The following is a 19,726-nucleotide window of genomic DNA, read 5'->3' on the forward strand; positions in this document are numbered from 1 at the left end:
GGTTGAAGTCGCATGCTCGGTCGATGCCGAGCACAGCAGTCACCGCCACACCCGCCGCACCGGGACTCTTCGCACCCCGGCTGCGCGCGATGACGGTGGGCAGCGTCGCGCTGATCTCACTCCTCGCGTTCGAGGCGTTGGCGGTCGGTACGGCGATGCCGACCGTCGCGCGCAGCCTGGACGGGCTGGCGCTCTACGGGATCGCGTTCGGTGGCCCGTTCGCCACCGGTGTGCTGGCCATGGTGGTCTCCGGCATCTGGTGCGACGCCCGGGGTCCGAAGGGGCCGATGTGGCACGGCGTCGCCTGGTTCGTGGTCGGGTTGCTGATCGCCGGGACCGCCCCCGTGATGAGCGCGCTGGTCGTCGGGCGGGTCGTGCAGGGTTTCGGCTCCGGGCTGCTCTCGGTGGCGCTCTACGTGATCGTCGGGCAGGCGTACCCGCAGGACCTGCACCGGCGGATCTTCGCGGCGTTCGCGGCGGCGTGGGTCGTACCGTCGCTGGTCGGGCCGGCGGTTGCCGGCCTGATCGTGCAGCATCTGGGCTGGCGGTGGGTCTTCCTGGCGGTGCCGGCGGTGGCGGTGCCGGCGGGGCTGCTGATCCATCCCGGCCTGCGGTCGCTGGGCCGGAGTGCGGCGACGAGCCCGCCGACGGGTGCGGCCGCGCGGATCGGTTGGGCGTGCGGGGCCGCGGTGAGTGCCGCACTGCTGCACATCGGGGGGCAGCAGCGCGGCGCCACGGCCCTGGTGCTGGTCGCGTTCGCCGTGGTCGGCCTGTTGGTCTGTGCCCCACGCCTGCTGCCGGCCGGGTTCCTTCGGGCAGCACGGGGGCTGCCCACCGTCGTGGGGCTGCGTGGCCTGGCGTCGGCGGCCTTCGTCGGCAGCGAGGTGGTCATCCCGTTGATGCTCTCCCGGGAACGGGGCCTCTCGCCGACCGCGGCCGGGCTGGTCCTCACTGTCGGGGCGCTGGCATGGTCGGCGGGCTCCTGGTTGCAGGGCCGGATCCCGGTGCCGGCGTCGCGGGCCAGCCTGCCGCGCGCCGGGCTGAGCTGCATCACCGTCGGCACCGCCACTGTGGCGCTGGCCGTCCGGCCCGAGCTGCCGGTGGCCGTCGCCGTGGCCGGTTGGGCGATCGCCGGTCTGGGCATGGGGTTGCTCTATCCGCCGTTGTCGGTGCTCACCCTGGAGTTGTCCGCGCCGGGTGAGCAGGGCCGCAACAGCTCGTCACTGCAACTGAGCGACTCCCTCTTCGCGGCGACAGTGCTCGCGCTGACCGGGGCCGTGTTGGCGGCAGGAAGCGCGCCGGGCCCGGCCAGCTACACGACGACGCTCGTGGTGACCGCGGGGCTGGCGCTGCTCGGGGCGTTGCTCGCCGGCCGGGTCGTGGTGGACGGGGGTGTGCGACAGGCCGGGTGATCCGCGGATTCCGCCGCGTCCCGCCCGCTCGTGCCGGAAGGATGGCGGGCGATGAACTTCCTGACCGTGCTGCCCCTCGCCGTGGTCATGGTTGCCGGGACGCAGTTGGTGGTGGCGGTCTTCCTGGCTTCGTCGGATCGGCCCCGGGCGGCGTCGCTGGGCTTCCTCGCCGGCGCGGGGCTGGTGGTCGCCGCCGGGGTGACGGTGGCCTGGTTGTTGGCCAAGCTGGTGGGTGGGGTGGCCGCCGACGCCAGTGCCGTGGCCGGGAAAGTCGATCGCGGCCCCGCCATCGACCTGGTGGTGCTGGCTCTGCTGGTGTGCCTGGCCGTGCTGATCTGGGTGCGCCGGGACCGTTCCGGACCACCGCGCTGGCTGGGGAGCATCGAGCATGCCGGTCCGCCGCAGGCGCTGCGGCTGGGTGCGCTGCTCTTCGTGGCGACGCCGACCGACGACCTGACCATGGCCACCGTCGGTGCGAGTGTGGCCCGACATGATCTGCCGTGGTGGCACCTGGTGCCGTTCGTGCTGCTCACAGTGCTCCTGCTCGCGCTTCCCCTGCTGGCGTTGCTGCTGCTGGGGAGCCGCGCCTCGCGGGTGCTGACCCGGATGCGGGACTGGGCCGAGGGGCACGCCTGGATCGTCAACGAGATCGTGATCGCGTTCTTCGCGCTGCTCACCGTGTTGGACCTGATCCGCTCGGGGTGAGCGGCCGCCCGCCGTCACGGGATGCCGTGTCGTTTCGTCGACACGAGGTAAGGGTCGGACGGGTTCGCAGGAGGACGAGATGAAGGTTCTGATCACCGGGGCGTCTGGCAATCTGGGCCGTGCGGTGCTGGGCCGGTTGCGCGACGATCGGATCAGCGTCCGGGCCACCAGCCGCAGACCGCCCGCCGGCTCGGACGTGGAGTGGGTGGTGTCCGACCTGGCCACCGGGGACGGGCTGACCGAGGCGGTGACCGGGGTGGACGCCGTGCTGCACCTGGCGTCGGCGCCTCGGGGTCGGCAGACCTACCAGGTGGACGTGTTGGGCACCCACCGACTGGTGGTGGCCGCCGGCACGGCCGGTGTCCGACACATCGTCTACATCTCGATCGTCGGGGTTGATCGGGTGCCGATCCCGTACTACCGCCACAAGCTCGCCGCCGAGCAGGTGATCGCGGCCGGTCCGGTGCCCTGGTCGGTGCTGCGGGCCACCCAGTTTCCCCAGTTCCTGGACGACATGCTGACCGCCAGCGCGCGGCTGGGCCCGGTGATCGGGGACCGGGCGGTGCTCGCCCAACCGGTCGACCCGCGCGAGGTGGCGGCGCGGCTGGCGGCCCGACTGGTCGCCGGCCCGTTGGGCGGCATCGAGGAGCTGGGTGGGCCGCAGATGCTCCGCTTCGACGAGGCCGCCCGGGCTTGGCGAGCGGCCCGAGGCTCGCGCCGACCCTTGCTGCCGGTGCGGATTCCCGGCCGACTCGGTCGCGAGCTGCGGGCCGGCGGTCTGGCCACCGAGGCGCTGCCCCGGGGCGTACGAACCTGGGCCGACCACCTGGCCGACACGTACGGGGGAACCGGCCGGAAATGAGAGCAACAACGGTTCACGTTCGTCTTACCGTGACGCCATGTTCGCTGTCGTCACCACTGTGATCCTCTACGTCTTCGGCTTCGTCTTCCTCTACGGCGTGATCCGGCTGGGTGTCCGGCACGCCTTCGAGGATCTGGAGCTGCAACGGGCCAAGGCCCAGCGCGAGGAGGAGTTGGCGGCTGCCCGCGACCGCTCCTTCATGCGCGACAACGCCTTCCTCGCCGGCAGTTGAGCACCGGATCGATCCGGCCCGGGCCGGTGGCGTCACCGGGGGGTCGGGGAGCCGCTGGGCGGTTCAGCGTCGCGGATGCGAGGATCGCACCCGTGATGGGAACGCTGAAGACCGAACCGGCCCGCGCCCGCCTGGATCTGCTCGCCCCGCCGGTCGCGGAGGCCATCGCGCAGTGGCCGGCCGACGCGCCGGTGGACGTCAACGACGTGCTGGTCGCGCCGATCGACGCCGACCTCGCCGACACCGCGGCGTTCTGCGCGGCGTACGAGGTGGGGTTGGACGTGTCGGCCAACTGTGTCGTGGTGGCGGGCAAGCGCGAGGGCGTGGTCCGCTACGCGGCCTGCATCATCCTGGCCACCACGCGGGCCGACGTGAACGGGGTGGCCCGCCGGGCGCTGGACGTCCGCAAGGCGAGCTTTGCCCCGATGGACGACGCTGTCGAGTTGACCGGCATGGAGTACGGCGGCATCACCCCGATCGGACTGCCGGCGCAGTGGCCGATCCTGGTGGACGCGCGCGTCATCGCCACACCGCACGTGATCGTCGGGTCCGGCGTACGGCACAGCAAGATAGCGCTGCCGGGGCCGGCGTTGGGCGCGCTGCCGGGAGCCCAGGTGGTGGAGGGGCTGGCCAGGCCGGTCTGACCAGGCATCGGCATCGATGTTGTTGCACGTGAAACATCGTGATCATCGATGCCGGACGCCCGGACGTCGGTGACTCAGTGTGAGTGCGCTGCGGACTCGCGCTGCTCGACCTCGGCGAACGCGGCGAGCAGCGTCTGCACCTCCTGCGCACCGGAGACCGCGTACTTTCCGGCCAGCACGAAGGTCGGCACGCTGGTGATGCCCAGATCCCGGGCGGCGGCCAGGTCGGCGGCGACGTCGGCGACGCGCTCGTCGGAGTCGAGGAACCGGCGTGCCTCGGCCGCGTCCAGGCCGATCCCAGCGGCCAGGGTGGCCAGCGCCTCCCGCGAGCCGACGTCGACCCCGTGGTTGAAGTGCGCCTGGTAGAGCGCCTCCACCATCTCGGCCGCCCTGCCCTGGTCGGTCGCCCAGGAGACCAACCGGTGCGCCTCGAAGGTGTTGGCGATCACCGCGCGGTCGTAGTCGAGCCGCAGCCCGTCGGCCGCCGCGACCTGGGTCACGTGGTCGACCATCTGCCGGGCGCGCTCCGGGCCGCCGAACTTGCCGGCCAGCGCCTCCACCAGCGGCTGGGGCTGTGGCACCGGCGACGGGTCGAGCTGGAACGGCCGGTAGCGCACCGTCACCTCACCCTTGTAGCTGGCGAGGGCCTGATCCAGGCGGCGCTTGCCGATGTAGCACCACGGGCAGATGACGTCCGCGTAGATCTCGATCTCCATGATCGGTGCCAACCTCGCGGTCAGCCGAGTTGTTCCCGGATCTGCCGCTTGAGACGGCCCAGGATCGCCGTGCCGCCGCGAATGCGCAGCGGGCTGATCGCCTGCGCCAGCCCCATTCGCTGATAGAGGTCGTCCGGCACGGCCAGCACCTGCTCGGCGCTCGCCCCCGCCAGCCCCTCGGCGAGGATCCCGGCGAACGCCCGGGTGGTGGGCGCCTCCGGCGGGCAGTCGAAGAGCGTCTCCACGGTGCCCTCCGGGGTCACCCGGGCGCGCAGGAAGAACGCCGTCTGACACTCGGGCACCTGTTCCATGCCCTCGCGCTCCGCGGTGCCCTCCGGCAGCGCCGGGAGGACGTCCGAATACTCCAGGAGCAGCTCCAGCACCAGGTCGCGCGGCGCGGCGGCGAACTCGTCGACGATCTCGGCCAGTCGGGCCGGCATGTCAGCCATGCGTCGAGGCTACCGCCGTCGTGCGGGGGCCCCGGTCACACGGTGGGCGACTGCTCGCTGATCTCACTGAGCGCGCTGGTGGGGTCGAGCTGCATGGCCAGGTCGCCGAGCGAGACGATCCCCACCAGCTTGCGGTCACTGTCACAGACCAGCACGCGTCGGATGCCCCGATCCCGCATGAGCGCCGCCGCCTCACCCGCCGTGCAGTGCTGCTCGATCATGACGACCTCGCGGGTGACGATCGAGCCGATGCTGGTGGCCGCAGGGGAGCTGTTCTCCGCCACGGCCCGCACCACGATGTCCCGGTCGGTGAGCATGCCGGCGAGGCTGGCGCCGTCGGTGACCACCACATCACCGATGTCGGCCTCCTTCATCACTCTGGCCGCCTCGTCCAGGGTGGTCTCGGCCGGCAGGTACACGACCTGCTTGGTCATCACGTCACTGACCCGGTAACCGGTCATGAGAGCCTCCGAAGACGTTTCCACCCGATCCGACTGCACTACCCCGTGACGCGACAGCTACACCAGGCTCGCACGTTCGTGGCGTACCTCGTGGACGAGTCGATCCACCAGACCGTCCAGCGGCAACTCGGCACGCCCGTCACCGGCCCGCTCGCGCAGCTCGACGTACCCGTCGGCGAGCCGGCGGCCGACCACGACGGCCCGGGGGATGCCGATCAGCTCGGCGTCGGTGAACTTGACCCCGGCCGAGACGTGCGTGCGGTCGTCGACAAGCACCCGCAGGCCGGCGGCGGCGAGACGCCCGCCGAGCTCCAGCGCCGCGTCGAGCTGCGGGCCCTTGCCCGCAACCACCAGGTGTACGTCACATGGCGCGACCGCCGCCGGCCAGACCAGCCCTCGGTCGTCGTGGTGCTGCTCGGCGACGGCCGCCACCGCCCGGGAAACCCCGATGCCGTAGCAGCCCATTGTCGGCCGGACCGGCTTGCCGGCCGGCCCGAGCACGTCGACAGCGAAGGCGTCGGTGAAGCGGCGGCCGAGCTGGAAAATGTGCCCGATTTCGATGCCCCGCCGGATGGTCAGCTCGCCCACCTCGCAGTCCGGGCAGGGGCGCCGGCGCGGACGTCGGCCGCCTCGATGGTGCCGTCGGGGGTGAAGTCCCGTCCGCACACCACGTCGGTCGCGTGTCGGCCCGGCTCGTTCGCCCCGGTCAGCCAGGCAGACCCGGCCACCACCCGAGGGTCGACCAGGTAGCGGATGCCCAGCTTGTCGAGCAGTTGCGGTCCGATGTAGCCGCGAACCAGCTCCGGATGCTCGGCCCACTCCTCGAAGACGGTCACCTGTGCCGGGTGCAGTGCGGCACCGACCCGCTTCAGGTCGACCTCCCGATCACCGGGCAGCCCGACGACCAGCAGCTCGGCCCAGTCGGCACCCGGCTGACGAACTGACAACACGACGTTCTTCAGGGTGTCGGCCGCGGTCCAGCCGTCCCGGCCGCCCAACCGGCGCGCGTTTGCCAACTCCACCAGGCTCGCGATCGTCGGAGTCTCCGGAGTGTCGTGCACCTCGACGGCCGGCTGCGCGGTCGGGTCACCGGCGCTCGGCACCCGTGTGGCCACCGCCTCGGTGTTCGCCGCGAAGTCGCAGGAGGTGCAGCCCACGAAGGTGTCCTCGCCGACCGGCGTTGCCGCCAGGAACTCCTCCGACGCGGATCCGCCCATCGCGCCGGACATCGCCTGCACCACCGTGTAGTCCAGCCCCAACCGGTCGAAGATCCGCTGGTACGCGGCGCGATGCCGCCCGTACGCCTCCCGCAGCCCCGCCTCGTCCAGGTCGAAGGAGTACGCGTCCTTCATCAGGAACTCCCGGCCGCGCAGCAACCCGGCCCGCGGCCGCGCCTCGTCGCGGAACTTCGTCTGCACCTGGAACAGCGTCACCGGGAAGTCCCGGTATGAGGTGAACAGGTCCTTGACCAGCAGCGCCGCCATCTCCTCGTGGGTGGGCGCCAACAGGTGCTCGGCACCGCGCCGGTCGGCGAGGGTGAAGATGTCGTCGCCGTACTCGGTCCACCGCCCACTCGTGCGGTACGGCTCGGCGGGCAGCAGCGCCGGGAAGTGCACCTCCTGGTCGCCGATCGTCACCAGCTCGGCGCGTACGACCTCGGTGATCCGATCCAGCACCAGCTTGCCCAGCGGCAGCCAGGTGTAGCCGCCCGGTGCGGCACGACGGATGTAGCCGGCGCGCAGCAGCAGCCGATGGCTCGGCACCTCCGCGTCGGCCGGATCCTCGCGCAGGGTCCGCAGCAACAGGGTCGACATGCGTAGCAGCATCCGCGCAGCCTACGGCCGGTGCGGCAGGATGAGCGATCCATTTCGATCCGAACCGGGCCCAACACCGGCAACCATCGGCGCCGTCGCCGGCGTCTGCAAGGACACCAAGCCCTCGTACCCCGACCTGAAGGATTGGCCCGTGTGGACCCTCTGCTGAGTGAGTTCGACTCGTTCGTCCGTACCCGCACACCGGCGTTACTGCGCTCGGCCTACCTGCTCACCGGCGACCAGCACCTGGCCGAGGACCTCGTCCAGTCGGCCCTGGCCCGGACCCACCGCTCCTGGAACCGCCTGCATCACAGCGGCAACGCCGAGGCGTACACCCGCAAGACCATGTACCACCTACAGGTGTCCTGGTGGCGTCGGCGCCGGGTACCCGAGTCGATGCCGGGCGACCTGCCCGAGCCACGCGGAGGCGACTCGGCCCCGGACCACGCCCACCAGACCAGTTTGCGGCTCACCCTGCGGGCGGCACTGGCGAAGCTCTCCCCGAAGCAACGTGCCGTGCTGGTGCTGCGGTTCTTCGAGGACCGCACCGAGGCGGAGGCGGCGGACCTGCTCGGCGTCACGATCGGCACTGTGAAGAGCCAGACGGCCAAGTCACTGGCCAGGCTGCGCACCGTTGCGCCCGAACTCGCCGAGCTGTACGTCCTGGAAGGGAGTACCCGATGAACGACCAGCGCCTCCGGCTCGACCTGACCGCCCTGGCCGACGAGGTCACAGCGGTCGACCTGCGGGATCGTACGTTGCGCACGTCCCGCCGGCTCGGTATCCAACGGGCCGTGGCCACGTCGGCAGCCGCGCTCGTGCTGATCGCCGCGGCGGCCGGTACCGCCTTCGCCATCCGACCGGACCAGTCCCCGACCCCGCTGCCGGCTGACACCCCGTCGGTCACCGCGACGCCGACGCCGACTCCCACCCCGACGCCGTCCACCAGCGCCGGCGACACCCCCGGGGCTCCGCCCAGCGGCGGGACGGGTACGAACACCCCATCCGTGCAGTTCGGCAAGCTCTTCTACGGCCCGGCCAGCGTGGCCCGGGTAAAGACCGCGAACCTGCGGTCCTGGCGCCCCGGCGGCAGTACGACGCGGCTTCTCGCACTGCCCGATATCGCGTTCAGGGGCAAGATGAGCGTCTCGTCAGACGGCCACCGGGTGGCATGGGCGGAGGACAACAACGACCTTGTCGTCGCCGACGCCGACGGCTCGAACAAGCAGAAGATCCGCTCGAATGTCAGTGCGTATTGCGTCGGTGCGGCCTGGTCGCCGGACCGGCGGCAGTTGCTGTTCCGCGAGTTGGCAGAACCCGGCGGACCCGGTCGGTTCGGCATGCTGAACATGCGCTCGGCGGAAAAGACCGTGCGCTGGTGGACCACCGGACCAGAGGCATGCAACGCCGTCTGGTCGGCGGACGGTGAGACCATCGCCATGACCATCGACTACGGGGTCACGCTCTACGGTGCGGACGGCACGAAGAAGGAAGTCGTCCCCGGCTTCTCCGAAGACGGATGGCAAACCGACGACGTCGTCAGTCTCTCCCCGGATGGCTCGCTGGTCGCGCTGCTGCGGCACAAGCCGGATGGGGATGCCGGCGACGTGGCTCGCGATCTGCGGGTCAACGTGGTGCTGGACACCCGTACGGGCAAGCAGGTCTCGTTGCCGTTGGGTGGGCGCACCCTGCACCAGGTCTACTTCCAGACCGACGGGTCGATGGTCGTGCGGGTCCAGTCCGGTAGCGGGTATGCGGTGCTGCTGGTGGACGAGGACGGCAGGAAGATCGCCGAGACCGCTGAGCCGGCGAGTCTGAAGGACATGCAGATCCTGGCCGTCGTCGACTGACCGATCAGCGCGAGATGGGCGGGTCACCCTTGGGTGACCCGCCCATTCTGCGTCTGCGAACCGTCGACCGCCCAGTGTTGATCACGGTCGGTGAACTGCGGAAAAGGTTGCCGGTGCGAGCGGATCCGACTGTCAGGTAGTAGCGCGCCGCGGCGGCAACTCGCCAGGGCCAGGGGCTCGTCTTGGGTGGTGTCAGGCACGGTAAGCCTCCACAAAGGATGGAAACGATGAACCTCGGCCCGTTCACCCACACCACCCGTCCCGCCTCGGCCCGCCGTTCCGGCGCGCTCGCCGGTACCGCCGCCCTGCTGCTCCTGGCATTCGGTGCGGCGGCCTGCGGCACCGCCGACCCGAAGACCGCGCCCGCTCCGGCCGAATCGGCCACCGCCACCGCCGCTCCCTCGGCCGGCGACACCTCGGCCGCCGGCACCGGCGGCTCCGTGCCGGATGCGGCACCGGCCGTCGCGCCGGCCCGCCCGGCCGTCGGCTCGACGCAGTGGCCGCAGCTCACCTGGTACACCGCCGAGGAGCACGGCCAGAAGCAGAACGACCCGGCCCGGATCTGGCGGCGTACCCCGGCTGGGACGTGGGAGTTGGTGCGTTCGGGTCGTCCCGAGAACGGCAAAGCCCTCAACGGCCCGCTCGCCGTCTCTCCCGACGGCCGACGGGTGGCCTGGGTGGAAGGGCCGGCCCGCCGGCTGGTGATCAGCGGGTTCGACGGTACGAAGCGGCACGTCATCCCGACCCAGGGCCAGCAGACCTGCGCGCCGAGCTGGCTCGACTCCGGGCGGGTGCTGTACGGCCTGGGCCGGGAGAAGGAGATAACCCTCATCGCCGTCAACGCCGACGGGACCGGGCAGAAGGTGCTCGCCACCCACTACCCGAAGTGTCCGACGGTGTCCGGCGGATGGATCGCCCAGGTCGGCGCGCAGACCGTGGCGATTGGGGACGAGCGAGGCGTCCGACGTGCGATCAGCCCGCGCCTCCCCGCCGGCCTCGTCATTGGTGGGGTGGCGGCGATCTCCGGCAACGGCCGGACGCTGGTGATCAGCGCCCACACGACCAGCCCCGGGGGATGTGGGTGCAGCGAGCGGTTCCGCAACTACCGGCTCGACGCGGTCAGCGGGGCCGTCACCGAGCTGGCGCCGTTGGACCCGGCGTGGAAGCAGCCGACCGGGCACGGCGAAGCCATCGACGGGGTCGTCCTGGCCGACGGCGGCTCGGTGGTGCAGGTCAACGCGGCGACGCCGGCCGACGGTGCGCCGGCGTACCGGTTGGTCCGGTACGCCGCCAGCGGCCGGGTGCTGGCCACCGCGTCGGTGCCCGCCGGCCAGCCGTGGGGCGGTCTGCTGGGCTGAGCTCCCGGTGCGGCGTCACCGGGTACGAGGGACCGGCCACTCACGGGGGTGGCCGGTTCCGCCCGTCGTCTGCGCAATGACCTCCGACACGTACTGGATTCGGGGCGGTGCCGGGCGTTCCTGCGGTGACAGACTGGTCGCCGCAGGCAACGAGTGGCGTGAGGGAGGCGCGGGTGCGCTGGCGCAGTTTTGTCGCGGTCGGGGACAGCTTCACCGAGGGTATGGACGACGCGTACCCGGACGGCACCTTCCGGGGCTGGGCGGACCTGGTGGCGACCCGGCTCGCCGCCGACGCGGGGCCCGATTTCCGGTACGCGAACCTGGCCATCCGGGGCCGGCTCTTCCCCAGCGTGGTCGCCGAGCAGGTGCCCTCCGCCGTGGCGATGAAGCCGGACCTGATCAGTTTCGCGGCCGGTGGCAACGACGTGCTGCGCCGCACCTTCGACCCGGACACGCTTGTCGCCCGCTTCGACGAGGTGGTCCGGCAACTGCGCTCGGGTGGCGCGGACGTGCTCCTCTTCCGGTTTGCGGACGTGATGGCCCGACTGCCCGGCCAACGCCTCGTCGCCCCCCGGGTCCAGCTGCTCAACCAGGCGGTCGGCGAGACCGCCGAGCGGCACGGCGCCATCATGGTCGACCTGTACGCCGACGACACGTTCCTCAACCCCATGCTCTGGAGCACCGACCGGCTGCACCTCTCCCCGGCCGGGCACCGACGGGTCGCCGGGCAGGTGTTGAACGCCCTCGGGGTTGGTTGCGATGAGGAGTGGCTGATGGTTCCGCCGCACCCGGCGCCGTCGCCGTGGCTGGCCGCCCGCGCTTCCGACCTGCGGTGGGCCGGTCAGTACCTCGCCCCCTGGGTGAAGCGGCGATTGACCGGTCGGTCGTCCGGCGACACGGTGACGGCGAAGCGCCCGCAACTCGGCCCGCTCGTCGACTGAGCATGCTCACTCTGCACACGGCGGCCCTGCTGCGCCGCGACCGGGACGGCGAGTCGGTGCCCGACCACGCCGTGCTGGTCAGTGGCGACCGGATCGAGGCCGTCGGCCCGCTGGCCGAGCTGAGTTCGGCGTACGCCAACGCCCGGGTTCGCCGCTGGCCCGGCACGCTGGGGCCGGGTCTGCTGCACGACCGTCCGCTGCCGCCCGCCCCAACCCCGCGTGAGCGGGTGCACGCGCTGCTGCGTACCGGGGTGACGGCGGTGCTGGCGGAACACCTTGCCGACCCCGCCCTGCGGGCCGCCGCCGAGCGCGGCGACCTGCTGGTGCTGGGCACCGCAGTGGCGCCGAGGCTGCGGTCGGCCGGGCGGGCCGACCTCGCGGTGCACGGCGTCGACGGGACCTGTCTGGTGACCGTCGTCGCTGGTCGGATCGCCCACCGTCGCGCCTGAACGGCGTACCTTGGGGATCATGTCTGTGCCGAACGATCCCGATCCCCGCCTCCAGTCGTACGCGGACCCGCAGCGGCTGGTCACCACCGAGTGGCTGGCCGAGCATCTGGGCGATGAGGGCCTCGTCGTCGTCGAGTCCGACGAGGACGTGCTGCTCTACGAATCCGGTCACATTCCCGGTGCGGTCAAGGTCGACTGGCACCTGGAGCTGAACGATCAGGTGACCCGGGACTACCTGGACGCCAAGAGCTTCGCCGAGATGTGTGCCGCGAAGGGCATCGGCCGGGGCGACACTGTCGTCTTCTACGGCGACAACTTCAACTGGTGGGCCGCGTACGCCCTCTGGGTCTTCACGCTCTTCGGTCACGCCGATGTGCGACTGCTCGACGGCGGCCGGCAGAAGTGGATCGCCGAGGGACGCGAGGTGACCCGGGACAAGCCGGCTCGCCCGCGCGCCGACTACCCGGTGCCGCTGCGCGACGACGCGCCGCTGCGGGCCTTCCGTGAGCAGGTCATGGCGCACGTCGCCTCCGGTCGGCCACTTGTCGACGTCCGTTCGCCGGGTGAGTACACCGGCGAGATGCTGCACATGCCGGACTACCCGCAGGAGGGTGCGCTGCGCGGTGGACACATCCCGGGCGCGCTCAGCAAGCCGTGGAAGTCCGCCGCCAACGAGGACGGCACGTTCAAGTCGGCCGACGAGCTGAAGGCGATCTACGCCGACCAGCTCGGGCTGAGCCCGGACGACGACGTGATCGCGTACTGCCGGATCGGCGAGCGGTCCAGCCACACCTGGTTCGTGCTGCGGCACCTGTTGGGCTACCCGCAGGTGCGCAACTACGACGGCTCGTGGACCGAGTGGGGCAACCTGGTCCGGGCACCAGTCGTCAAGGGCGACCAGCCCGGCGGCCTGGCCGTCTGACCAAGCCGGCCACCGGTCGGTCGTCGTGTGATCGACTCGGGTTTCCTGATGTCGGGCCGTCCCGCTCGCTCGGACATCGCGATATCAACGAACCCGAGTCGATCACGTCGAGACGACGCGACCCTTGTCAGCTGGCGAGTGCGAACACGCCGCGCAGGTCGCGGACGATGCCGGTGATCTCGCCGGTCTCCGGGTGCCAGCGCGCCAGGGCGGCCGGTTCCAGCCGGAGCAGCACCGCGCCCTGGTTGTCCCAGCCCAGCACGACACAGCAGCCCTTGCTGCGATCCCGGCCCAGGTCGAGCAGGTGCAGCACGGCCCCGGTCCGCGCGTCCAGCACCGCGGCTCCCTCGGCACCGTCGATCTCGCTGCTGGTGATCCAGGCTGCCCGCGCCAGTCGCTCGCCGTGCAGCCAGCCCCGGCCGTAGAACTCGTTGACCTGGTAGGGCGAGGGCAGCGCCGCGGCGGTGACCGGCTGTTCGGAGCGGAGTTCGCCCTCCCGGGCGGTCCGGGTGCGTAGCTTCAGGCTGGCCCCCTCGCCGTACATGTCGATCAACGGGGCCTCGCGGCCAGCGGCCGGGTCGGGGGCGATCAACTCCCAGGTCGACACGTCGATCGTGCTGGCCGCCCCGGTGACCCTGTCCACCGCGTACGTCCGGTCGTCACCCCCGACCAGCACCCGGTCGTGCGCCCACACCACCTGCTCCAGGTAGCCGTCGAGCGGTATCCGGCGAACGGCTGCGGTGGTGAGGTCGATCATGATCAGCTCTTTGGTCTGCGCGAACGCGGCCGACCGGCCGTCCGGCGACAGCACTCCCGGCTTCAGGGCCGTTGCCTCGTTGCCGCCCGCGTCCCGGGTGGGTGCCAGTGCCACCACGTCGAGGCTGCGCACCACGCCGTCGTTGCCGAGCACCCGAACCGGGCCGTCCTCGCTGCCCTCCTCGGTCAGCGGCTGGAACAACGCCAGTGCCCGCTGGACCGGTCGCTCGGAGAGCGGCACTGTCGCCGGGTCGCCGAGCCTGGCCAACGGATCGGGCGGGAAGGTCAGCTCGGCGGGCGGTTTCTGCACCGGACCCGCGTGGGACGGGTCGACGGTCGGGGTCACCGTCGGGCCGACCGGAGGGGCCGGCGCCGGGTCGGCGGGCGGTCGCAGCGCCGCCACAGTGCCACCACCGACCAGCACCACGGCCAGAGCGACCACTGCGACGGCGCGCCGGGTACGCCGGGTACGGCGGGCCCGCTCCCATCCGGCGGCGGCCGGCTGGCTGGGGAGCACGTCCTCGACGCTGACGGTCAGCAGCCGGCGTAGTTCCTGCTCGTTCACGGGTTCACCTCCAGACCGCTGGCCAGATCAGCCGAGCCCTGGCTCGGTCGGGCATCGCGAGCGAGGTCCGGGGCGACCTCGCGGAGGCGGCGCAGCGCCGCATGGCACTGGCTCTTCACGGTGCCGACGGTCACCCCGAGCGCCTCGGCGGTGGCGACCTCGGTCAGGTCCTCGTAGTAGCGCAACACCAGCACGGCCCGCTGCCGCGGTGGCAGCAGGCCCAGCGCGTCGTGCATGGTCAGCCGTAACGCACCGTCACGGTCGTGGGCCACCTGGTCCGGCGGTGCGGCGCTGAGCCATTCCCGCCGTCGGCGACGCCACCAGGACACTGAGTCGCGGTAGAGGATGGCGCGCACGTACGCGGAGGGGTCGCCGTCGCGGACCGAGGACCAGCGCAGCGCCAGCTTCAGCAGCGCGTCCTGGAGGAGGTCTTCGGCCTGATGCCGGTTGCCGCAGATCAGGTAGGCCGCGCGGAGCAGCCGGTGCTGGTGGTTCTCCACGAAGGCGAGGTAGCCGTCGCGTCCGTCGTCCCTCGTCGGCGCCATCCGCCCCCCCTCCCCGGCCGTCGCGCTGTACGCGTCATCTGGCAGACGCACGGGAGGTGGGAAAAGGTTGGGTCAGCTCGGTGGCGTTCCGGTCAGATAGCGCTGGAGGGTCGGCGCGATCCAGGAGACCAGCTCTTCCGGCGTGGTGTCCACCATGGGCGGCAGGCGGACGATGTATCGGGTGAAGGCGAGGCCGAGGACCTGACTGGCCACCAGGCCGGCCCGTCGGGCGGTCAGCGCCGGGTCGCTGCCGAACGTGGCCACGGCGGCGGTGAGCTGGTCGGCGAAGATGCCGCGCATGCGTTCGGCCGCACCGGGGTTGGTGCTGGCGGCCCGCAGCAGCGCCACCAGCGTCTCGTCGCCCTCCCAGCGGGCGAGGAAGTGCCGGACCAGCACCTCACCGAGTTGAGCTGGCGGCACCGAGGTCAGGTCGGGCAGGCGTAGGTCGAACTCGGCCGCCGCCGCGAAGAGCCCCTCCTTGCTGCCGTAGTAGCGCATCACCATCGACGGGTCGATCTGGGCGTCGGCGGCGATGGCCCGGATAGTGGCGCGCTCGTAGCCGTCGGCCGCGAACCGTTCCCGGGCCGCTCGCAGGATCGCCGCCCGGGTGGCGTCGGAGCGGCGGGGCTGGGTCGACTGCGCGGACGGGGTCATGCCAACGACCGTAGGCCAACAGGTGTTGACACGCAATCAGGAGGGCCCTAGCGTTGCCAACAAGTGTTTGCCAACAAATGTTGGCAATGGTTTCTGGAGGTGGCCATGCTGCCCACGAGCACCGACGTTCTGGTGGTGGGCGCCGGCCCCACCGGTCTCGCCACCGCGTTGACGTTGGCCCGGCGCGGGGTCGAGGTGACAGTGCTGGACCGGTTGGCCGCGCCGCCGACGACCTCCCGCGCCGCCGTCGTGCACGCATACACCCTGGAGGTGCTGGACGGGATCGACGCCGCGGCGCCGCTGATCGCCCAGGCGGTGCGGACGCCGCGTTTCACGGTGCGCGACCGGGACCGGGTGCTGCTGTCGGTGCCGTTCCACGAGCTGCCGTCCCGTTTCCCCTACGCGCTGCTGGTCTCCCAGGCGGTCACCGAGGCCGTGCTCACCGAGAAGTTGGCCGAACTCGGTGTCCAGGTACGACGGCCGTGCCAGCTCACCGGGCTGAGCCGCGCCGGTGACGGCATGCTCGCGCAGGTCGACGACGAGGCGCTGCGGGCCCGGTTCGTGGTCGGCGCGGACGGCCTGCACAGCACGGTCCGGCAGTTGGCCGGCATCGGCTTCACCGGCGGCAGCGACGAGGAGTCCTTCGTGCTCGCCGACGTGCGGGTGCACAGTGTGCTGCCCCGCGACGAGGCGGCGCTCTTCCTCGCCCGGCCCGGACCGCTGGTCTGGGCACCACTGCCCGGTGGGGTGGTCCGGTTGGTCGCCGCCGTGGCGAGCGCCCCGGCCGAACCGGACGCGGCCTACCTCCAGGCGTTGCTCGACGAGCGCGGCCCGGCGCGACGACCCGACCGGGTGACCGAGGTGCTCTGGGGCTCCCGGTTCCGGGTGCACCACCGGATCGCCGACACCTTCCGCGCCGGGCCGGTGCTGCTGGCCGGCGACGCCGGGCACGTGCACAGCCCGGCCGGTGGGCAGGGCATGAACCTCGGCATCTGCGACGCTGTCACGCTCGGCACCGCAGTGGCGGACGTGCTCGACGGCGGCCCGGAGACGCTGCTCGACGACTACAGCGCCCGGCAGCGGCCGATGGCCGAGGACGTGCTGAGCTTCGCCGCCGGGCTGACCAGGTTGGCCGGCGTCTCCCCGGCTCGTCGGCCCGCCCGCGACGTGCTGCTCCGGCTGCTCGGTGCCGTCCCACCGGCCCGTCGGCGCATCGCGCTGCGCCTGTCCGGGCTGTCGCACCGGGAGCGGACGCCGGGCTAGCCCGCGCGGCTCATCACGACGGGCGCGGTCGGTCGCAGTGTCCACCACGCGGCGAGGGTGACCAGCGCGAACGTCGCCGCCGCCGCGCCCGCCACCGGCACCGTGCCGTACGCCGCAGCGGCCAACCCGGCGAGCGCCGCCCCGAGCGGTGCGGTGAGCAGACCGACCATCCGCTGGGCCGCGCCGACCCGGCCCAGCAGTTCGCTCGGCACCTGCCGCTGCCCGTACGACGCCCACAGGCTGTTCCACACGACGGTGCCGGCGGCGAAGACGGCCAGCGCGACCCCGCCCGACACCGGATGCCGAGCCAGCGCGAACCCGGTCAGCGCCACGGTCTCCACGGCCAGCACCGCACGCAGCGCCGGCACCGTGCCGAGCCGGGCGGCGAGCCGCCCCGCACCGAGCGCCCCCGCCACGCCCCCGACGATGGCGGCGGCGGTGAACAGCCCGTACCCGGCCGGGGGCACCCGCAGCACGTCCAGCGCGTAGAGCACCAGCACCGCCATGATTCCGCTGATCGCCAGGTTGCTCGCGGCGGTGAGCAGCGTGACCCGCCACAGGGTCCGGTGCGCGCGCAGCCAACGCAGCCCTTCGACGATCTCGCTCCACACCGAGCCGCGCCGCCGCGCAGTCCCCGGGGTGATCGCGAGAGGCGGACTGAGAGCCAGCACGAGCAGGGCGGCCGCCGCGAAGGTGACGGCGTCGAGGGCGAACGGAAGGGCCGGGGCGACGGCGAACAGGACACCGGCGGCGGGCGCTCCGAGGAAGCCACCGGCCACCGCCGACCCCGCCTGGAGCCGGCCGTTCGCCCGGGGCAGCGCGTCCGGCGGCACCAACGCGGGGAGCAGCGCGAACGACGCCGAGTCGAAGAGAGTGCCCAGGGTGGCGAGCAGAAACGCCGCCACCAGCAGCACCAGCACACTGACCCGGTTGAGCGCGACCACCACGGCCAGCGCCGCCACCACTGCCGCGCGTACCCCGTCGACCACTGCCATCGTCCGACGGCGGTCCCAGCGGTCCGCGTACACACCGCCCAGCAGGCCGAAGAGCAGCGGCGGCAACTGCCCGGCCACGGTGACCGCCGCGATGATCCGCGGATCACGGGTCACTGTCGCGGCCAGCAGGGCCAGTGCCGGGGTACGCAGCGCGTCCCCGAACCGGGACGAGACGGCCGCGGACCACAGGAGCCGGAAGTCCCGGCCCAGAGCGGAGGAAGTCATGCCGGCGACCGTGCCGGTTCGACCGGGTCGAGGGTCAAGCCGCCGGGCAGAAGGGGACCGCGCCTGTCGGTGATCATGGGTACGGTGAGCGCCGGCATCGGGACCGGGGAGACATCAGGCGTGGACCACACTTTCCAGGTCGACCTACGTGGCGTGGTTGACCTGCTCAGTCATCACCTCTACGGCAGCCCGCGGGTCTACGTCCGCGAGCTGCTCCAGAACGCGGTGGACGCGATCACCGCCCGACGCAGGACCGAGCCGGACGCGCCGGCGCTGGTACGCATCGAACCCCCGGACAGCACCGGCGACGGCACGCTACGGGTGCACGACACCGGCATCGGTCTGACCGAGGCGCAGGTGCACGAGCTGCTGGCCACCATCGGCCGCAGCTCGAAGCGCGACGAGCTCGGTTTCTCCCGGCACGAGTTCCTCGGCCAGTTCGGCATCGGTCTGCTCTCCTGCTTCCTGGTGGCCGACGAGATCCAGGTGCTCACCAGGCACGGCGACAATCCCACGGTTCGCTGGACCGGGTACGCCGACGGCCGCTACGCGGTGACGGTGGCCCCGCCGGAAGCCGCCCGCGCCGAGCCGGGCACCACCGTCACGCTGGTGCCCCGCCGCGACGCGGACCAGTGGTTCACCACAGCGACAGTCACCGACCTGGCCCGGCTCTTCGGCGCGCTGCTGCCCGTCACCGTCCGCATCGGCGACGTCGTCACCACCACCGGGGAGCCGCCCTGGCCGACCACGCCGGGTGCGCCACTGGACCGCGCGGCGCTGATCCGCTACGCCCGGGAGACGCTCGGCGTGGACCCGTTCGACGTCCTGCCGCTGGCCGTGCCGGAGGCCGGGCTGACCGGTGTCGCCGTCATCCTGCCGACGCCGGTGAACCCGGCGGCCCGGGCCGGGCACCGCGTCTACCTCAAGCGGATGCTGCTCACCGAGAACGCCGACGGGCTGCTGCCGGAGTGGGCGTTCTTCGCGCACTGCGTGGTGGACGCGACCGAGCTGCGCCCGACCGCCAGCCGGGAGGCCCTCTACGAGGACACCCTGCTGACGGCGACCCGGGAGGCGCTCGGCGACCAGGTGCGCGGCTGGCTGGTCCGGTTGGCCCGGCACGACCCGCACCGGCTGGCCGAGTTCCTCCAGGTGCACCACCTCGGCGTGAAGGCCCTGGCGCTGCACGACGACGAGATGCTCCGGCTGGTCGACCGGTGGTGGCCCATGGACACCAACGTCGGCACGCTCACCCTCGCCGAGTTTCGCGAACGCCACGGCGTGGTCCGCTACGCGGCCAGCCTCGACGAGTTCCGTCAGCTCGCCGCGGTCGCCGCCGCGCAGGACCTGGCTGTGGTCAACGCCGGCTACACGTACGACACCGAACTGATCGAGCGGCTGCCGGTGGTGGACCGCTCGGTGCTGATCGAGCGGCTGGAGCCGAGCGACCTGACCACCCGGTTCGACGCGCTCGACCCGCAGGTGGAGTTGGCGCTGCGACCGTTCCTCGCGGCGGCGCAGCGGGCCGTCGAGCGTTCCGGCTGCGAGGTGGTCATCAGGGCGTACGACCCGGTCTCGCTGCCCGCGCTCTACCTGGTCAGCCGGTCGGCGGCGTTCAACGACCAGCTCGCCGCCAGCCGGGACCGGGCCGACGAGCTGTGGGGTGGAGTGCTCGACGCTCTCGCCGCCACCGCCCCGCCGGACCGTCCGCAGTTGGTGCTCAACCACCGCAACCCGCTGGTACGACGGGTGACCATGCTGAGCGACCCGGAGCTGGTCGGTCTCGCCATCGAGGCGCTGTACGGGCAGGCGCTGCTGCTCGGCCACCATCCGATCCGCGCGGCCGACGCCGCGCTGCTGAACGATTCCTTCCTCGGCCTGCTCGGCCGGGCTGTCCCGGGACGGGAGTGA

The 19,726-nt window shown here is 72.1% G+C and carries 20 protein-coding genes and 1 pseudogene; 13 read left to right on the top strand and 8 right to left on the bottom strand.

What is annotated here, in order from left to right:
* Positions 1 to 23 precede the first annotated feature (23 nt).
* From FB453_RS18790 to FB453_RS18810, 5 genes are all read left to right on the top strand, one after another.
* Positions 24 to 1,412: an MFS transporter gene (locus FB453_RS18790; RefSeq protein ID WP_112583945.1), complete on the top strand. Its 1,389-nt coding sequence runs from the start codon at positions 24 to 26 to the stop codon at positions 1,410 to 1,412.
* A 51-nt stretch (positions 1,413 to 1,463) separates the two neighbouring features.
* Complete coding sequence (locus FB453_RS18795; RefSeq protein WP_145791935.1) at positions 1,464 to 2,117, top strand: GAP family protein; 654 nt, start codon at positions 1,464 to 1,466, stop codon at positions 2,115 to 2,117.
* Positions 2,118 to 2,196: 79 nt separating this feature from the next.
* Positions 2,197 to 2,979, top strand: a complete 783-nt coding sequence (locus FB453_RS18800) for an NAD(P)H-binding protein (RefSeq protein WP_145791937.1) — start codon at positions 2,197 to 2,199, stop codon at positions 2,977 to 2,979.
* Between the two features lie 37 nt (positions 2,980 to 3,016).
* Positions 3,017 to 3,211: a hypothetical protein gene (locus FB453_RS18805; RefSeq protein WP_030331904.1), complete on the top strand. Its 195-nt coding sequence runs from the start codon at positions 3,017 to 3,019 to the stop codon at positions 3,209 to 3,211.
* Between the two features lie 95 nt (positions 3,212 to 3,306).
* The gene (locus tag FB453_RS18810) at positions 3,307 to 3,855 is read left to right on the top strand and encodes a YbaK/EbsC family protein (protein WP_091396461.1); all 549 of its coding nucleotides are present in this window, start codon (positions 3,307 to 3,309) and stop codon (positions 3,853 to 3,855) included.
* Between the two features lie 74 nt (positions 3,856 to 3,929).
* Here the strand turns inward: FB453_RS18810 and FB453_RS18815 are convergent, their stop codons facing one another.
* The 4 genes and pseudogenes from FB453_RS18815 to FB453_RS18830 all read right to left on the bottom strand — a co-directional run bounded on the left by FB453_RS18815 (position 3,930) and on the right by FB453_RS18830 (position 7,307).
* A complete protein-coding gene (locus FB453_RS18815) occupies positions 3,930 to 4,571 on the bottom strand; it encodes a DsbA family oxidoreductase (protein WP_145791939.1) in 642 nt (213 codons plus the stop codon).
* 20 nt (positions 4,572 to 4,591) lie between these two features.
* Positions 4,592 to 5,020: a SufE family protein gene (locus FB453_RS18820; RefSeq protein ID WP_091396456.1), complete on the bottom strand. Its 429-nt coding sequence runs from the start codon at positions 5,018 to 5,020 to the stop codon at positions 4,592 to 4,594.
* A 35-nt stretch (positions 5,021 to 5,055) separates the two neighbouring features.
* Entirely contained in the window at positions 5,056 to 5,481 is a 426-nt protein-coding gene (locus tag FB453_RS18825; protein ID WP_145791941.1) for a CBS domain-containing protein, read from the bottom strand.
* Positions 5,482 to 5,538: 57 nt separating this feature from the next.
* A pseudogene (locus FB453_RS18830) lies at positions 5,539 to 7,307 on the bottom strand (proline--tRNA ligase).
* A gap of 141 nt (positions 7,308 to 7,448) precedes the next feature.
* On the opposite strand from FB453_RS18830, the gene FB453_RS18835 reads away from it, so the two are divergent.
* From FB453_RS18835 to FB453_RS18860, 6 genes are all read left to right on the top strand, one after another.
* Positions 7,449 to 7,979, top strand: a complete 531-nt coding sequence (locus tag FB453_RS18835) for a SigE family RNA polymerase sigma factor (protein WP_112583951.1) — start codon at positions 7,449 to 7,451, stop codon at positions 7,977 to 7,979.
* Positions 7,976 to 9,145 (top strand): tolB family protein, encoded by a 1,170-nt coding sequence (locus FB453_RS18840; protein ID WP_145791944.1) that lies wholly within the window; start codon positions 7,976 to 7,978, stop codon positions 9,143 to 9,145. Before FB453_RS18835 ends, FB453_RS18840 begins: the two co-directional genes overlap by 4 nt.
* Before the next feature lie 227 nt (positions 9,146 to 9,372).
* The gene (locus FB453_RS18845; RefSeq protein WP_145791946.1) at positions 9,373 to 10,503 is read left to right on the top strand and encodes an LpqB family beta-propeller domain-containing protein; all 1,131 of its coding nucleotides are present in this window, start codon (positions 9,373 to 9,375) and stop codon (positions 10,501 to 10,503) included.
* 173 nt (positions 10,504 to 10,676) lie between these two features.
* A complete protein-coding gene (locus tag FB453_RS18850) occupies positions 10,677 to 11,444 on the top strand; it encodes an SGNH/GDSL hydrolase family protein (RefSeq protein ID WP_112583954.1) in 768 nt (255 codons plus the stop codon).
* 2 nt (positions 11,445 to 11,446) lie between these two features.
* Positions 11,447 to 11,893, top strand: coding sequence for an imidazolonepropionase-like domain-containing protein (locus tag FB453_RS18855; RefSeq protein WP_145791949.1), 447 nt, complete (start codon positions 11,447 to 11,449; stop codon positions 11,891 to 11,893).
* A 19-nt stretch (positions 11,894 to 11,912) separates the two neighbouring features.
* On the top strand, positions 11,913 to 12,815 hold the full coding sequence (locus FB453_RS18860) for a sulfurtransferase (RefSeq protein WP_112699498.1): 903 nt from the start codon (positions 11,913 to 11,915) through the stop codon (positions 12,813 to 12,815).
* 127 nt (positions 12,816 to 12,942) lie between these two features.
* On the opposite strand, the gene FB453_RS18865 is transcribed toward FB453_RS18860, so the two are convergent.
* The 3 genes from FB453_RS18865 to FB453_RS18875 all read right to left on the bottom strand — a co-directional run bounded on the left by FB453_RS18865 (position 12,943) and on the right by FB453_RS18875 (position 15,335).
* Positions 12,943 to 14,136 carry a hypothetical protein gene (locus tag FB453_RS18865; RefSeq protein ID WP_145791951.1) on the bottom strand — a complete coding sequence of 398 codons (1,194 nt, stop codon included), beginning with the start codon at positions 14,134 to 14,136 and terminating at the stop codon, positions 12,943 to 12,945.
* Positions 14,133 to 14,681: a SigE family RNA polymerase sigma factor gene (locus FB453_RS18870; protein WP_145791953.1), complete on the bottom strand. Its 549-nt coding sequence runs from the start codon at positions 14,679 to 14,681 to the stop codon at positions 14,133 to 14,135. The genes FB453_RS18865 and FB453_RS18870 overlap by 4 nt, the downstream gene beginning before the upstream one ends.
* Positions 14,682 to 14,753: 72 nt before the next feature.
* On the bottom strand, positions 14,754 to 15,335 hold the full coding sequence (locus FB453_RS18875) for a TetR/AcrR family transcriptional regulator (protein WP_112583959.1): 582 nt from the start codon (positions 15,333 to 15,335) through the stop codon (positions 14,754 to 14,756).
* A 105-nt stretch (positions 15,336 to 15,440) separates the two neighbouring features.
* On the opposite strand from FB453_RS18875, the gene FB453_RS18880 reads away from it, so the two are divergent.
* Positions 15,441 to 16,598, top strand: coding sequence for an FAD-dependent oxidoreductase (locus FB453_RS18880; RefSeq protein WP_145791955.1), 1,158 nt, complete (start codon positions 15,441 to 15,443; stop codon positions 16,596 to 16,598).
* Here the strand turns inward: FB453_RS18880 and FB453_RS18885 are convergent.
* Positions 16,595 to 17,818 carry an MFS transporter gene (locus FB453_RS18885; RefSeq protein ID WP_145791957.1) on the bottom strand — a complete coding sequence of 408 codons (1,224 nt, stop codon included), beginning with the start codon at positions 17,816 to 17,818 and terminating at the stop codon, positions 16,595 to 16,597. The genes FB453_RS18880 and FB453_RS18885 overlap by 4 nt on opposite strands.
* A 120-nt stretch (positions 17,819 to 17,938) precedes the next feature.
* Here FB453_RS18885 and FB453_RS18890 point away from each other — a divergent pair, with 120 nt between their 5' ends.
* Positions 17,939 to 19,726: an HSP90 family protein gene (locus FB453_RS18890; RefSeq protein ID WP_145791959.1), complete on the top strand. Its 1,788-nt coding sequence runs from the start codon at positions 17,939 to 17,941 to the stop codon at positions 19,724 to 19,726.

The sequence above is a fragment of the Micromonospora sp. CNZ322 genome, from assembly GCF_007827755.1.